Origin of the sequence: Echinicola sp. 20G (assembly GCF_015533855.1) — a bacterium.
Lineage (GTDB): Bacteria > Bacteroidota > Bacteroidia > Cytophagales > Cyclobacteriaceae > Echinicola.
Genome location: NZ_AP024154.1, coordinates 4,482,141 through 4,497,038, shown reverse-complemented (window position 1 = coordinate 4,497,038; position 14,898 = coordinate 4,482,141). Strand labels below are relative to the sequence as shown.

Genomic DNA, 14,898 nt, shown 5'->3' with positions numbered 1-14,898 from the left:
GCTAAACTAATAGTTTAATATTACGGAGATATTCTACAGAAAGTTGGATAAATTGTGTTGGCCAAAGGTTAATCTTTGATACTTTTGGTAATCTATGAAACTTCCCAGCCTTGCCCAGATTAAAAAAGAGCTTTCCCATTTGCCTGAAGAAGAATTGATTGGCCTTTTAATGGAAACAGCGAAGTTTACTACAGACAATAAGCAGTTTCTATTTTTTAAGATTTATGGAAGGGAAAATCCCGGTTTCTTTCAGGAAATGGTAGAAGAAGAGCTTCAGCAAGCATTTGAAAATGCTAATTTGGATCACGCACATTTTGCCAAAAAATCAGCCCAAGCTATTAGGAGGAAGCTGAACAAATACTTAAAGTTTACCAAAGATAAACCTACCCAAATTGAGCTGATTGCCTTTTTTTGCAGAGAGTTAAGTGAACATGGTTTTTTATCCTTTAATCATCCAGTAATCAATAATCTTTATGTCATGCAATTGAATAAGATTGAAAAACTGATTGGAGGTTTACACGAAGACTTGCAGTATGACTATCAGGAACTTTTTGAAGAATTGGTCCATAATATCAATCAATAATTACTTGAGAATACCGTGTATTTGGTATTGAAAAATCACTAAAAACGAGTTAAATTTATAACGAATAGAATAAATTGTAATACATTACCATTTCTGACGCTTAGATTATTTTTCTCCCCAAAGTACTTAAGGCAATAGCTGCGGGTATATAAACTATTGAAGTTTTTGATCAGGAGAATCCAAACTACCACATTTCTGGAAAAAGGTAAGTCGTCCAGCCCTCACCAAGTCTGGATGGTCTTCATGATAGAAAGATCCAGCTACATAGGATTGATTCTAAGAACCACACATCGCTAGTTATAATATAAATTTTGACTTATGCATGTCTCCAAGAAAGGGGTTGTCATTTTGACAACCATGGTGCTCATTGCGCTTTCCTTTATGTTCTATTTTTTTGTGTATGTAAAAAGCAATGAAAAAACCCTGATTTCCAATAATCAAAGGGTGCTCAATAATATCAACCACAATATTGAAAACCTGCTGGAAAATAATAGGAAGATCATCAGTAATAGGGATTCATTGAAGAATAGAGGTGAAATTTTCTTTGAATATGAGGACCATCAAATTCTTTATAAACAAATAAGGGATACTACTATCAAGGGCGAGGCTAAACAAAAAGATACCGTCACAGTTGCCAGCGAAAAGTATGATGAAATCTTTGAAAATCCTTTGGTATACAGAAAGGATGTTTTTGACTTTGTAAGTATTATTAAAATTAAGCTAGGGAAAAAGCAAGACCTTATCACATTGTATAGTAACAAGGACATTGGAAACCTTTATTACTCAAAAGACAGTATAGTCAATGTTTTTCAGACCAAGAACATATTTGAGCTCGACTTAGGCTATGCCAGCTACACAACCTTTAACAGCCTTCATTGTAATGATGACGAAAGCATGATATATGTATGTGGGTTTATTGATGCTGACCGGTTTAATGACGAAAAGCGAGAGGTCTCCGTATTCTTTATCTCTTTTGCAATTATACTGGTTATTCTTATTGTGCTGGCCTTACCGATTATTAAGTTGTTCATCATGAGCAATGTGGAAAGGTTGTATATCAAAGACGTCTTCTTTACAGGAGCATCCATAACGGTTCTCCCGGCCGTAATTATCCTGCTTTTCATGTTTTTTACCACCCAATTGATCCAGTCGAGGCATGATACCAAAGTGAATTTAGAAGTATTGAACAGTACCTTAAGCAATAATCTTCAAAAAGAATTTCGGAATGTCATTGCGTTGCTGAATATCATCAAAGATCAACTGCCGGATACTTCTGAACTGGACTACCAAAGACTATTGAATAATGAAAAAGAATGGAAAAATGGTAGTAAATATAAATTTGATCCGATGATCAACCAGTTAAAATCGGTGTCCGGTTTTTTCTACAGTTTGCCAGATGAGACGGGTATGACATCAGCAAATGGGCCATATTATGCCGCTTTTCATAATGTAAGAGGAAAGGATTTTAAAAACGCCTTACCATCTGAAAATCCAGTTGACTTGGATAAATTGGTTGATGCTTTTGCCTACTTTAACTCGATTTTTTGGACCGATTCAGCAGGAAAGGTTAAGATTTATATCTCCAGTGAAAATAAACCCAAACAGTTGTCAAACCTTAGTCACAGAAATTATGTGATGAAAAATGTCAACGGTGAGCATAAAAAAATTGACAATATGCCTATTTATTTTGAGTCCATAAGGTCGGTGAGTGACGGGAATTATGAAATCGGCATAGGCATACCAACAGGACATCCATACCTACAAGCCTTGGCCTGTAGCTTTTCTTTATCCTCATTAATTGACCCTATATTGGATAAGGGATATGGCTTTTGTCTGTTTGATGAAACAGGTAAAACCTTGTTTCACTCTGAGAAGGTGAGAAACCTAAATGAGAATTTTTTGGAGGAAACAGGAGAAAAGTTTCAGCCTTATTTGAAGAGTGGTACATCGGTTTTTGAATCGGTCAATTATATGAACAAGCCACATTATATGTCAGTGAACAAGCTGGACTTTGTGGATGGTTACTATTTGGCCACCTTTGCAGATCAGCAATATATCAATTCCCCTAATGCCATTGCCATAAACCTTACTTTAGAGATGCAATTGGGATATTTGACTTTGCTTTTCATGTTCTATGCATTGATGTATTTGTTCTCAGTTAAAGCCAATAAACTGAGGCAAAAGATATTTATTTTTAATTGGCTTCGACCGTATACCTATCCTTTAAATGAGTTTAAAGTGACCTATATGGTATTGGGATATATCAATGCATTGGGAGTTCTGTATATTCTTATTTGTTGGGGTAAGTTTTCAAACTATCCGGATATGTTGATTCAAAAGACCCTTATGATCGGAGCGATATGGATGGCCATCAATTATATTGTTTTATCCAAAAGATTGCCCAATAGTAAGAAACTCTACACATTATTTCATAAGGGAGAAAATACGGTTCCACTGAGGGTTTTATTTATTATCGTAGGCCTATGTTTTATATTTAGTTCTATTCACTTGTATAGAAATCTTCAAATTTCTGTAGTATCTGTGGTCACAGATGTAATATTTATGGCTATCGTGGCCTATATAATTTATTTCTTGTTGGATTATGTCTTAAAGGATACACATAGTGATAAAGAAGTCAAATCTGGAGAAAAATGGAAGACTTATATGTCATATAAGATATTTGTCTTTTCATTGTTGACATTGATTTCAGTAGTACCCACTTTTATTTTTTTCTCCATTAGCTATAACAAGGAAAACGAATTGCTTCTCAAGTATGCAAAACATGAACTTGTTAATAAATATGTAGCTTGGGAGGGTGCAAAAGTAGCACAGTACTATGATTGGGCAGAAAACAAGAAGATCGAAAAGGTAATAAGTGCGGAGGAATTTATCAGGAGTATGAAAACAAAGGAAAAGCTGTACCAAGCTTATTCTGACATAATAACTGAAAATGTTGTTTTGGAAACAGCGGGACTGTCGAAAGCCACCTCTTATTTTGATAAGGTTTATCCCAAGATGCGGATTGACTTCAATCAATATGGTAACGATTCAGAAGGTTATGTAAGAGATAAGGCATGCGATGAGAAATGGTATTTTTTAGGGGATGACACTTTTTACCTGATGGGGCAGGGGCAGCAAAAGGGGATAGCTGCTAGTGGTGATGTAATGTCATTTTCGGCTTTATTAGGAAAGTATAAAATACTGTTTTTAGCGTTGATGGTAGTTTTGGTCATTTTAAACTATGTTTTATTACGAGCAACAACCCAGAAAATATTCGGTTTGGACTTTAAGGCTTATGCAGATAAGTTGATTTTGAACAATAACCTTGAAAAGCATGGGGAACAATTGATCCAGATTTATGCAGAGTCAGATCGATTGAGAAGAATCAATGTGAACAATATTCAACTGGACAATTTCAACAATACATTACTGGTAGGGATTAATGCTTCGCATATCAGGAATATTTACAATTGCCTCAAAAAGGAGTATAAAAACGATTTTTATACACTTGACCTGATGCAGTTACCCAACTTGTTGAATATGGATTTAGATCATTTGGTAAATGAGTCTTCTTCTACAGGTACTGCCACTGTCAAGGATTATATTTTTGAAAACAAGGAGTTGGGTATGAATATTCCCTTGGAGTACCTGTTTATTGCTGCCAGGGGAGGACATGATTCATTAAAAAGGGCATTGTCCAATAAGTTTGATGCAGAATCATATGCTGGAGCCTTTCCTTTTCAGGCCATGGTGTACATTGAGCATTTTGAATTTGATTATGATGATTTTGCGCTAAATCGCGTTAAGCTTAATATTCTACAGCGATTGGTCAATAATCCCTCCATTAGGGTGGTAGTTTCATCTTGTATCAGTCCGGTCAAAATCTATGAGCATTACGAAGATGAAATCAAGAAATTTGATAAGGCGCTATCAGCCGGAAAGGATGTCAATTTTGAAGAAATGGACCGGTTGAAGTCTGACTATAAAATGTGGTTGTATCTGTTAGGAGGCTTTTACCGAATCAGCATTGCTTTTGATCCATTACCAGACAAATGGGAAGAAAAGGTTCTTGCTAGCCATAACAACGAAACACTAAAGGGGGAATTGAGTCATGGGCAGTATCTCAATCAACTTTACCTAAAGTCAGATTTCTATGCTGAAGACGTTTCCGATGAAGACATAATCCTGAATATCCAGGAAACTTCTTATTCTTATTATTACTCCATTTGGAACAGTCTTTCCAAAGAAGAAAGGTACATCGTGTTTGATATTGCAAAGGATAAATTTGTAAATACCAACAACGTGGATGGGATCATTGACCTTTTGCACAAAGGGATTTTGATATTTGATCATTCTTTGAGGTTGATGAATGAGAGTTTTACCAATTTTGTCCTCTCAAAGGTTAATAGCAATGAAGCTTTGGCCAGAGAATTGGAGTCTAAACAAAAGGGCACTTGGAATACCGCCTCAGCGGTGCTCGTGCTGGTGGTGATCAGTTTATTGGTTTTTATTTCTTTTGGAAAAGTCCATGTGCTGAGTGAAGTCAATACGGTTGTAGCCTCAGCCGGTGCTGCATTAACCTTACTCTTGAGATTAGGAGGATTGTTTGCTATAGGCAAATCTGTAAAAGGTTAGGAGAGTTAATCTGTAAAAATAGATACTAAAAAAAGCGGCCATAATTACGGCCGCTTTGGTATTTTTGATTTGCTGATTCAAGGAATCAATTATAATTTATTCAGCAGGAATCAAACCATCTTCCTTCATTTGCTTATAAGACTGTACTGCGATATGTTCTACAGTTTTTTCAACAGAAGAAGGGTTGACGGTATTGGAGATACTAGACCAAACGAGGGAGTTGTCTTTCAAATCGTATAAGCTGGTTTCTATGACATAATTAGTGTCTTCGGTATAATATCCTGGATCATAGTATCCACCATATCCAAAACCTCCCCAGTAGTAAGGATGCATATTCCAATATCCACCCGTATATGTTCCTGGGACATAGTTTTGACTTTTCTCTTTATCCAACAGCTTCATTACAATGATTCCATCAAATCCTTCGGATTTAAGAATGTCCCCGGTTTTGTCTTTATCAGTTGCAGTGGCTTCATTGGTTAAAACTTGATAGGATGGAAAAAGTTTGTCATTTAATCCAGCTACCCTGTCCTCAGCAATTCTTCTATTGGCCTCAGAGTTACCCAGTACTGCTACAATAATTTTGGAAAAATCAACATCACCCATTTGTACATCTGGGTTTTTCCAAGAACTGACAATTGAGGTAGAGCTCGAGCAAGCACAAAAGAGAAATGCGAGTAAGAATATTTTGTTTTTCATGATTGTTGAATATTTTGTTTTGACGATTATTTTTCTTCTATTTCTGACATAAGATTATTCACTCCTTCAACGATGTATTTTTTAGCTTTTTCATCATTTTCTGTGATAACGCCCTGGGATATGCCTTGCCATACCATTTTGTCTGTTTCTTTATCTACCAAATCAACGGTAAAAGTACCTTCCTTATAGGTTCCCACTGGTACCTCTTGGACTTCCCAATGGTAATTCCTTTGGCCTACATACATGGGAGGGTCACTTCTAAGGTCTGTTTCTCTTGTTTGGACTTTTTCTTCCAGGACGATACCAATGTTTACCAATAGATCAGGATTGTCAGTGTCCTGTTCTATGCCCATCGTGGACAATTTGTTCTTAATGGCTTCTTTGATCCAATCCACTCGTTTTCCGTATTCTGGCATTTCAGTGATATCCAAATCCGTTTTGTAAAAATCAAAGCTTTGATAATCACTGATGCTGAAATCCGGGGCAGAAGAGGTGTCCAATACTTTACCTACAGAACAGGAATTAAGAATAATTGAAACCATTAGGGCAGTTGCAATTGCTATGTATCTTTTCATTTTTGGTTATTAATTAGGTTAAGGCTAATATTTCCAAGCTAATCCTATTTTGAAATCCAGACTATTGAAAGGTTGGTCACCAAAAGCACTATTGTATTGAAGGCCTAGGTTAAGGGCCAGTCCATAGGACAAAGGAGCCATGACACCAACTTTAGGTGCTACACCAAATTGCATTTTATCATCTTTTACTTGATAAAGTCCCATCTCTACCCAACGCATGACATAGTATCCTCCTATCCCCAAACCAATATAAGGTTGCACCTGACCTGAAGGCTGTAAGTAGTAAGTGCCATTGGCTAGGATAGGGACTACATTGGTGTAGTTATATTGTTTAGCACTTAGGGTAACGTTATTACCATCTTCTACTACGGTTAGGCTTTGAATTCCATCGCTCGCTTCGTAATATGTGACAATTCCAGTGGCAAGTCCAATAGAGAGATGATCTTGGATGTAATAATTGTATTCGATTCCTAAACCTCTAAATGAGAACTTGCTGGTAAAATCCTTAGTTTCACCAAGAGGTAATGATGGTAAGTAGTTAAGTTGGAATTCAGAATATCCTTGCTGGGCATTAACTGTGTTAAGTCCCACAATTGTCAGTATTGCTATTAATAATATTTTCAATTTCATTATGCTGTGGGATTATTTGTTCAAATAAGGTGAGTCCGCGAAAATCTGGTCAAGGCCACGATCAATTCTATTGTTGAGATTGCTTTGGCTACCTTCCAAGAGGCCATTCAAACCTCCTGCCCATAAAATAGGAAGTGGATCTGGATCACTATCCGAATTTGCCGTGGCATTGTTCGGGTCAACCATTTCAATGATCAGTGTTCCTTCTCTATAAGAATACACCCCACCAAAATAACAACAGCCACCTGGATAACCTGGATACCATCCTCCAGGAGGATAAACAGGGCCATACCATCCCCAGCCTGGCCACCAACCCCAATAATCCCACCAGCCGACAATCTGGAAATTCACCAAGTCTATAACAGATACAAGCAGCACCACATCTGACCCGTCGGTTTCTGCATTTACCCTTTTCTCCCAGCCCATTTGTTGGAAATGTTCATCAATCTTTACCAAGATCAATTGCTCGGTGACTTTATCCAGTTCAGAATTATTGTCATTTGATATAAGGACAATACTATCGGGCATATAATAGGTTTCGTAGTCGTCATAATTGACATCGGGATCTTCGATAGTCAATACCAGGTCCAGTTCGTCAACAAACTCTGCACCGTTGGGTGTGCAGCCTATTGCCATAAAAAGACTGGCGACTAAAATGTTGGTTTTAAGCTTTCTTAGCATAAAGGAAAATGATTATATAAAACGACATTTAATTACAATTCAATTAATGAAATTAAAAGCATCTACCTTTTAATACTTTTTATTGGTTTGCTAAAATTTATGAATGTTGCCAATTTGTTTAATAACAAAGCCTGAGTCACAGTTGTTTGACTTTTTAATCGAAGAAAGACTGAAAAAATGAAAAAACACTTTCGATTCTTTTCCGTTGATTAACCATTAGTATAAAAATGGTTTCCCATCTTAATTACTTATTTTAGATTCGTCTAATTAACCCTATTTGTATGAAGCTTAATACCTCGCTTTTTTTGTTTCTTTTTTCTGTATTGTGTCCTCTAGTTTCATGGAGTGCTGACAGACACCCTTCATCAGAAATATATCATCAGTTATTGAAGCTTAGGGAGACCAAGCGTGTATTGTATATCGCTGCCCACCCAGATGATGAAAATACCAGGCTCATAGCTTATTTAGGGAATAAGGAACATGTACAAGTAGGCTACCTATCATTGACCAGAGGAGATGGAGGACAAAACCTGATAGGAAAGGAGCTAGGAGTGGAACTGGGCATGATCAGGACTCAGGAACTGCTGAGAGCTAGAGAGACAGATGGTGGCCAGCAATTTTTTTCAAGAGCGATTGACTTTGGGTACAGTAAAAATCCAAATGAAACACTGAACAACTGGGACAAAGAAAAGCTCCTTTCGGATGTAGTTTGGGTAATTAGAAATTATCAGCCAGACATAATTATCAATCGTTTCAACACCATTCCAGGAACTACGCACGGACATCATACTACTTCTGCTATTTTATCTACAGAAGCTTTTTCTGCTGCGGCAGACTCCAATGCATTCCCAGAACAATTGGAAATGGTAGGAACTTGGAAGACAAAGAGAGTCTTTTGGAATGCTTACAGTTGGGGAAGACCATATGAACCTGAATCTGGAAGTGTATATCATTCATTTCCAGTGGGCGAGTACGATGACCTTCTAGGGACCACTTATGCCCAAATAGCAGCCGATAGCAGGACCATGCACAAATCCCAAGGGTTTGGATCAACAGCTTCAGTTGGGAATAGTGAGGATGTCATAGAATTAGTGGATGGAGAGAAGTTTAAATCTAGCCCTTTTGAAGGAATAGAAAACAGATGGGATAATGTAGCGCAAGGAGATCATATCAAGGAGGCCTTGGATAAAGCGATCGAGGAATTTGATTTTGTCCATTTGGATAAAAATATTCCGGCCTTGATCGAGATAAAAAAACTATTGGATAATGTTGATTCTTCGGAAAAGTGGGTATTGGACAAGAAAAAACTAATCAAAGAAATCATAGCCCAAGCACTTGGTTTGAAGATTGAATTTCTAGCAGAAAAGCAGCAAGCTTACATAGGAGAAGAACTGTCTTCAACATTACTTTTTAATAATCCGTCCACAGTGCCTGTGGAATTAGTGAAGATTGACGTACAAGGAGGGAACCATTCGATCAATACTAGTTTGACAAACAATGAAGTGAAGAGAGAGCCTATCAGGTTGGAGTTTGGAAAGGATAGTCCCATTTCTCAGCCTTACTGGATTGAAAATGAACCACAGGAGAATTTATTTCAAGTTAAGGAGCAAAGCAAAATTGGTATGCCTTTTAACGATCCAACCGTATCTGGAAAAGTGACATTCAAGGTAGCTGATGAATTGTTGGAAATGGATATTCCACTAAAATACAAATACAATGACCCTGTAGATGGCGAGGTCAATCAGCCTTTTGTCGTTTTACCACCCGTACAACTTTCTATTGAACAAGAACAAGTATATGCCATTTCGGGTAAGCCTGCAATTTTCAGTATAAATGTAAGTTTTGCCAAAGACATCGTGGATGGAAAGTTGGAGTTGATTGGACTTCCCCAAGGAGCTTATAAAATCCTCAATGAATTTAGTCTTCCTGGAAAAAAAGAAAAAGTTTATCAGCTCAGTATTAATGGAGATGCCAAATTAGGAAAAACAACCGTAAAGGCCCAATACGTAACAGTGTCAGGTGATGTTTTTGATACAGGGTTAAGGCATATTTCTTACAAGCATATTCCTGAATTGACTTATTTTCCTAAAGCTACTTTTGATTTGATCAAGCTAGATTTGAAGATGAGTGATCAACGTATTGGGTATATTCCGGGAGCGGGTGATGATGTTCCTGAGGTGCTCAAAAGCTTGGGATACAATGTAACCATGTTGGAAAATGGAAGACTGACCAAAGAAAGTTTAGTTCCTTTTAACACTGTCATTATTGGGATCAGGGCATTTAATGTAAATGATCAGGTGGTTGAACAATTCAATGAACTGATGGAATATGTGGAAAGTGGAGGAAACCTAATTGTCCAATACAATACTACTGCTTCGTTGAAAACAAATCATCTTGGGCCATATCCATTTGATATATCCAGAAAAAGAGTCTCTGTGGAAGACTCACCAGTGGAGATTGATTTCAAAGCCCATAAAGTCATGCAAGGTCCCAACAAGATCGGTATGGAGGACTTTGATAATTGGATTCAGGAGCGGGGACTTTACTTTCCTGATCATTGGGATGAGCATTATGTTACGCCTATTTCCATGCATGATCTAGGTGAAAGCCCCAGCAAAGGAAGTTTACTTTTAGTGAATTATGGAAAAGGAACCTATACATATTCGGGCATATCTTGGTTTAGACTTTTGCCCGCAGGTGTGCCTGGAGCAATAAAGCTATTTGTTAATTTAATTGAACAAGGGAATGGATGAACCGTCGGTAAACTGGAATAAACTGTATTTACTACTAATTCTTGCACTGGCCGGAATGATTTTGATTTTCTCTGCCATTACCCATTATTATTCATGAGTAATCTAGACTGGATCGTCCTTTTTGGGACGTTAATATCCATTATTGGCTATGGGATCTATAAAACCTATGGTCCCAAAGACATGTATAGCTATTTGAGAGGAGGGGGTGAACTCGGCTGGTGGACAATAGGCCTTTCGATCATGGCTACCCAAGCATCTGCCATTACTTTTTTGAGTACTCCAGGACAGGCCTATCAGGATGGGATGCGTTTCGTCCAGTTCTATTTTGGTCTTCCAATAGCCATGATTATTTTATCGGTTACTTTTATTCCGATTTACTACAGGTTAAGAGTATACACTGCTTATGAGTTTTTGGAATCCAGGTTTGATTTAAAAACTAGAACACTGGCTGCATTTCTCTTTCTTGTCCAAAGAGGTCTGGCCGCAGGAATTACAATCTATGGACCTGCCATTATTCTCTCCACCTTATTGAATTGGAACCTAACCTTTACCAATATTTTTATTGGTTTGGTTGTTATCATTTACACTGTATCAGGGGGGACAAAAGCGGTTTCAATCACTCAAAAACAGCAAATGACTGTAATGATGGGTGGAATGATATTGGCCGGGATTTTAGTGATCAATATGCTTCCTGTTTCTTTTGACGATGCCATGCACGTAGCTGGAAAAATGGGGAAGTTGAACATCGTTAATTTTGAATTTGATTTGGGAGATCGGTACAATTTCTGGTCGGGTATCACTGGGGCTTTGTTTCTTTTTCTGTCCTATTTTGGGACGGATCAATCTCAGGTACAAAGGTACCTTAGCGGACGTTCCTTGAAGGAAAGCAGAATGGGCTTGATTACGAATGGCTTTCTCAAAGTTCCCATGCAGTTTATCATCTTATTTATAGGTGTGATGGTGTTTGTGTTTTATCAATTTTATGAACCACCTATATTTTTCAATAAGGTACAAACCGAAAAGTTAGCTCAAAGTGAGTATAAAGATGATTTCGAACAACTGCAGTCTGATTATTCAGCAACTTTTGAAGAAAAGAATTTGGTGCTGAGGTCAATGATTGATGCGCAAAAGGAGGGTAATGAGGAAAAAGTTAATGAGCTAAGAGCAGAAATAAGCACCAAACAGGAAGAGCAAGAAGCCATCCGATCGGATGTCAAGGAACTGATCTTAAAAAATGAACCCAATGCAGAAACAAGAGATACTGATTACGTTTTTATGCGTTTTGTGATGGACTATCTACCTCAGGGGGTAGTGGGCTTATTATTTGCTGTCATATTCTCAGCAGCCATGTCCAGTACAGCCTCAGAATTGAATGCTTTGGGAGCCACTTCCACCATCGATATTTATAAAAGGTCAATCAACAAAAATCAAAATGAACGCCATTATACACTGTCTTCAAAATTAATGACGGCGGTTTGGGGAGTTTTTGCCATACTTTTTGCTACTTATGCGACCTTGTTTGAAAACCTAATCCAGGCAGTAAACTTATTGGGATCCCTTTTTTATGGAACCATATTGGGCATATTCTTAGTAGGTTTTTACATGAAATGGGTGAGGGGCAATGCAGTATTTCTTGCGGCTTTGGTCACTGAAGTAGTTATTCTATTGATTCACTGGAAAAATGGAAGTGAGCTTTTCGGTATTTCAATTGATATTGGCTATTTGTGGTACAACGCCATTGGCTGTTTACTCTTAATGTTGTTATCGGCAGTTTTTCAATTGTTTAGTCCTCAGAAAGATAAAGTATAATTCAAAAAGGCCATCCGCCTAGGCGGATGGCCTTTTTGAATTGAATATTTTCTATTTATTTGATGGCTTTGATCAACCTTTCGTTAAGTCCTACATAATCCATGTTCTTGGCTTCTTTGGCCATTTCGCTGGAAAGCTGGGCACTGGCAATCGCTTCATCTTTCATGCCTAATTTTTCCTCTATCTTAGCTTTTAAGTGCATGGTCCAGTATTTAGGATCTGCTTCAACGGATTTTTCAATCCACTCATGAGCCTGCTCCATATCCTTATCGATGGAATAGTAGTAAGAAGCAGCTTGATACAGTAATCCTGGATTTTCCGTGTTTTGATCAATAACCATTTCTTGGATTTGATTCATTACTACAGGTTCTACTTCAGTCTCAATCTTAAATCCAACAGCGGTTTTTTCCCAATGTAAGTTCAAAGAAGCACCTGAATCAGTCATGTCGTTAAAACTGATTTCCATGGTTTCATATGCTTCGGGACTTTTTTTGCTTGGGACGGTAAACCTAACAACATCTTTGTCATCCATGTACCCTATAGCTCCCCAAAGTTCAAGGTTATTGGATAGGATAAAGGTCCAATCCTTTTTACCAGGAATAGTATACAAGGCATAAGTCCCTGCTGGCACTTTATTACCCTCTAGAATTACATCAGTACTGAAAGTGATTTTTGTACTGGAATTGGCACCTGTTCTCCATACTTCTCCATAAGGCACCAAAGTACCAAAAATCTTCCTGCCTTTTACACTGGGTCTACTGTAATCGACTTTGACGTCTGTAAGACCAATTTTTTGACTAATGCTAGCAGCTGGACTTGCCTGTGGCATTTGGATTTGTTGGGCTGTCAAGACTCCTGTGGAGAAAGCCATCAAGAAAATCAACAGGACACTTGTTCTTAAATTCATAAGGTAAAACGATTTAATAAATTGTAATTAGTTTTGACAAAGGTTTTAAATGAGCACTAAATTTTAGATATTAAAGTACATTAACAAGCGATGAAAGATATTAAAATTCTTCCAAAGGGATTCTTTTTGAAGAAAAATGTCACAGAAATAGCCAAAGATCTTTTAGGGAAAATCATAGTCACACAGATTGACGGCTTGTATACGTCGGCCAGGATAGTTGAAACTGAAGCCTATGATGGAACCATTGATAAAGCGTGCCATGCTTTTCCAAACAAGCTTACGAAAAGAACCGAAGTAATGTTTAAAGAAGGTGGAAGGAGTTATGTTTATCTTTGCTATGGAATCCATCATCTTTTTAATATTGTGACCCATGAAGATGGAGTAGCCAAGGCGGTATTAGTGCGTGCTGTTCAGCCCATTGAAGGAGTTGAGATCATGAAAAATAGACGAAATACTTCCAATGAATTGCTACTTGGCAATGGACCGGGCAAAGTTGCACAGGCTTTGGGATTAAACTTAAAGCATAATGATAAGTTGTTATTTCAAGAAAATGGTATAATTTACATTGGAAGTGAAATGAATAACACTATTTTTGAAATATGTGTAAGCACTAGGGTAGGTGTAGATTATGCGGAAGAGGATGCATTGCTACCCTGGAGGTATTATATAAAAGGTAATCCACATATCAGTAAAAAGTAAATGAGTTTAGCGATCATATCACCCAATAGGGATATAGCATCTTGGTTAAAGATTTTAGCAGATACGGCTTCGGAAATCCCTTTGGAAATCTATCCTGACATTAAAGATCCGTATAGTGTTGAAGTGGCGATGGTATGGCAGCACCCTAAAGGTTCTCTACAAGCTTTCCCAAATCTCAAGCTAATTTGTTCAATGGGAGCTGGAGTGGATCATATTTTAGGAGACGAAACCATCCCAAATGACATTCCCATTACCAGAATTGTGGATCCGAGGCTTACTTTTTCGATGACCAACTATGTGGTCATGGGAGTATTGAATTATCACCGTCAAATCGATCGTTATAAAAAGGACAAAGCAAGGAAAGTCTGGGACATGTCCAATCCAGAAATACCCATTAGGGTAGGTGTTTTGGGTGTTGGAGAACTAGGAGGAGACGTGCTAGATAAATTGGCGCAATTGGGAATAGAAGTTTATGGCTATGGCAACAGCGCCAAAAGTGATTTCAGGCATCCATATTACTATGGTGACCAACTCCCATTGTTTTTACAAAAGGTAAACGTAATAGTATGTTTATTACCATTAACGCCTGAGACAGAAGGTTTTTTAAATATAGATTTTTTTAAACGCTGTAACAAAGGCACCTATTTGATCAATGTGGCTAGAGGAAAACATTTGAATGAAGAGGATTTGATTGAAGCGATCGACGAAGGTTATATGTCCGGAGCACTTTTGGACGTTTTTAGACAGGAACCTTTGTCCAAGGAGCATCCATTTTGGGAACATCCTAAAATTACCATTACACCGCACATTGCTAGTATAACTAATCCCGATGCAGCTGCTCCCCAGATAATAAAGAATTACTTTAACGTAATAGAAGGAAAAGAACTCATTAATAAAATTGATCGAAATAAAGGATATTAACAATAC

The 14,898-nt window shown here is 37.6% G+C and carries 11 protein-coding genes; 6 read left to right on the top strand and 5 right to left on the bottom strand.

The genetic code is table 11. From position 1 onward, the window contains the following. The first annotated feature begins 94 nt into the window (after positions 1–94). Together JL001_RS18235 and JL001_RS18230 are read left to right on the top strand one after the other, a co-directional pair. Positions 95–583, top strand: a complete 489-nt coding sequence (locus JL001_RS18235) for a hypothetical protein (RefSeq protein WP_200978809.1) — start codon at positions 95–97, stop codon at positions 581–583. 318 nt (positions 584–901) lie between these two features. Continuing rightward, the gene (locus JL001_RS18230) at positions 902–5,218 is read left to right on the top strand and encodes a cache domain-containing protein (RefSeq protein WP_200978808.1); all 4,317 of its coding nucleotides are present in this window, start codon (positions 902–904) and stop codon (positions 5,216–5,218) included. Between the two features lie 96 nt (positions 5,219–5,314). Here JL001_RS18230 and JL001_RS18225 read toward each other — a convergent pair whose 3' ends face one another. The 4 genes from JL001_RS18225 to JL001_RS18210 are packed head-to-tail and all read right to left on the bottom strand — an operon-like array spanning position 5,315 to position 7,803. Beyond that, a complete protein-coding gene (locus JL001_RS18225) occupies positions 5,315–5,917 on the bottom strand; it encodes a hypothetical protein (protein WP_200978807.1) in 603 nt (200 codons plus the stop codon). Between the two features lie 26 nt (positions 5,918–5,943). Next, positions 5,944–6,492: a DUF4136 domain-containing protein gene (locus JL001_RS18220; protein WP_200978805.1), complete on the bottom strand. Its 549-nt coding sequence runs from the start codon at positions 6,490–6,492 to the stop codon at positions 5,944–5,946. A gap of 24 nt (positions 6,493–6,516) precedes the next feature. Beyond that, positions 6,517–7,122 (bottom strand): OmpW family outer membrane protein, encoded by a 606-nt coding sequence (locus tag JL001_RS18215; protein WP_200978803.1) that lies wholly within the window; start codon positions 7,120–7,122, stop codon positions 6,517–6,519. A 12-nt stretch (positions 7,123–7,134) separates the two neighbouring features. Further along, positions 7,135–7,803, bottom strand: coding sequence for a DUF4136 domain-containing protein (locus tag JL001_RS18210; protein ID WP_200978801.1), 669 nt, complete (start codon positions 7,801–7,803; stop codon positions 7,135–7,137). A gap of 281 nt (positions 7,804–8,084) precedes the next feature. Here JL001_RS18210 and JL001_RS18205 point away from each other — a divergent pair, with 281 nt between their 5' ends. Continuing rightward, entirely contained in the window at positions 8,085–10,556 is a 2,472-nt protein-coding gene (locus JL001_RS18205) for a PIG-L family deacetylase (RefSeq protein WP_200978798.1), read from the top strand. A 93-nt stretch (positions 10,557–10,649) separates the two neighbouring features. After that, positions 10,650–12,365 (top strand): sodium:solute symporter, encoded by a 1,716-nt coding sequence (locus JL001_RS18200; RefSeq protein ID WP_200978796.1) that lies wholly within the window; start codon positions 10,650–10,652, stop codon positions 12,363–12,365. A 55-nt stretch (positions 12,366–12,420) separates the two neighbouring features. Here JL001_RS18200 and JL001_RS18195 read toward each other — a convergent pair whose 3' ends face one another. Then, positions 12,421–13,272 carry a DUF2911 domain-containing protein gene (locus JL001_RS18195; RefSeq protein ID WP_200978794.1) on the bottom strand — a complete coding sequence of 284 codons (852 nt, stop codon included), beginning with the start codon at positions 13,270–13,272 and terminating at the stop codon, positions 12,421–12,423. A 90-nt stretch (positions 13,273–13,362) separates the two neighbouring features. Between JL001_RS18195 and JL001_RS18190 the strand changes: the two genes are divergently transcribed. Further along, entirely contained in the window at positions 13,363–13,971 is a 609-nt protein-coding gene (locus tag JL001_RS18190; protein WP_200978793.1) for a DNA-3-methyladenine glycosylase, read from the top strand. After that, a complete protein-coding gene (locus JL001_RS18185) occupies positions 13,972–14,892 on the top strand; it encodes a glyoxylate/hydroxypyruvate reductase A (RefSeq protein ID WP_200978791.1) in 921 nt (306 codons plus the stop codon). The last annotated feature ends 6 nt before the right edge of the window (positions 14,893–14,898 follow it).

Bases quoted from the DNA above. Each gene is read 5' to 3' on its own strand.
- JL001_RS18210 (WP_200978801.1), bottom strand. From the start codon at position 7,803: ATGCTAAGAAAGCTTAAAACCAACATTTTAGTCGCCAGTCTTTTTATG.
- JL001_RS18190 (WP_200978793.1), top strand. From the start codon at position 13,363: ATGAAAGATATTAAAATTCTTCCAAAGGGATTCTTTTTGAAGAAAAAT.
- JL001_RS18235 (WP_200978809.1), top strand. From the start codon at position 95: ATGAAACTTCCCAGCCTTGCCCAGATTAAAAAAGAGCTTTCCCATTTG.
- JL001_RS18230 (WP_200978808.1), top strand. From the start codon at position 902: ATGCATGTCTCCAAGAAAGGGGTTGTCATTTTGACAACCATGGTGCTC.
- JL001_RS18205 (WP_200978798.1), top strand. From the start codon at position 8,085: ATGAAGCTTAATACCTCGCTTTTTTTGTTTCTTTTTTCTGTATTGTGT.
- JL001_RS18195 (WP_200978794.1), bottom strand. From the start codon at position 13,272: ATGAATTTAAGAACAAGTGTCCTGTTGATTTTCTTGATGGCTTTCTCC.
- JL001_RS18200 (WP_200978796.1), top strand. From the start codon at position 10,650: ATGAGTAATCTAGACTGGATCGTCCTTTTTGGGACGTTAATATCCATT.
- JL001_RS18215 (WP_200978803.1), bottom strand. From the start codon at position 7,122: ATGAAATTGAAAATATTATTAATAGCAATACTGACAATTGTGGGACTT.
- JL001_RS18220 (WP_200978805.1), bottom strand. From the start codon at position 6,492: ATGAAAAGATACATAGCAATTGCAACTGCCCTAATGGTTTCAATTATT.
- JL001_RS18225 (WP_200978807.1), bottom strand. From the start codon at position 5,917: ATGAAAAACAAAATATTCTTACTCGCATTTCTCTTTTGTGCTTGCTCG.
- JL001_RS18185 (WP_200978791.1), top strand. From the start codon at position 13,972: ATGAGTTTAGCGATCATATCACCCAATAGGGATATAGCATCTTGGTTA.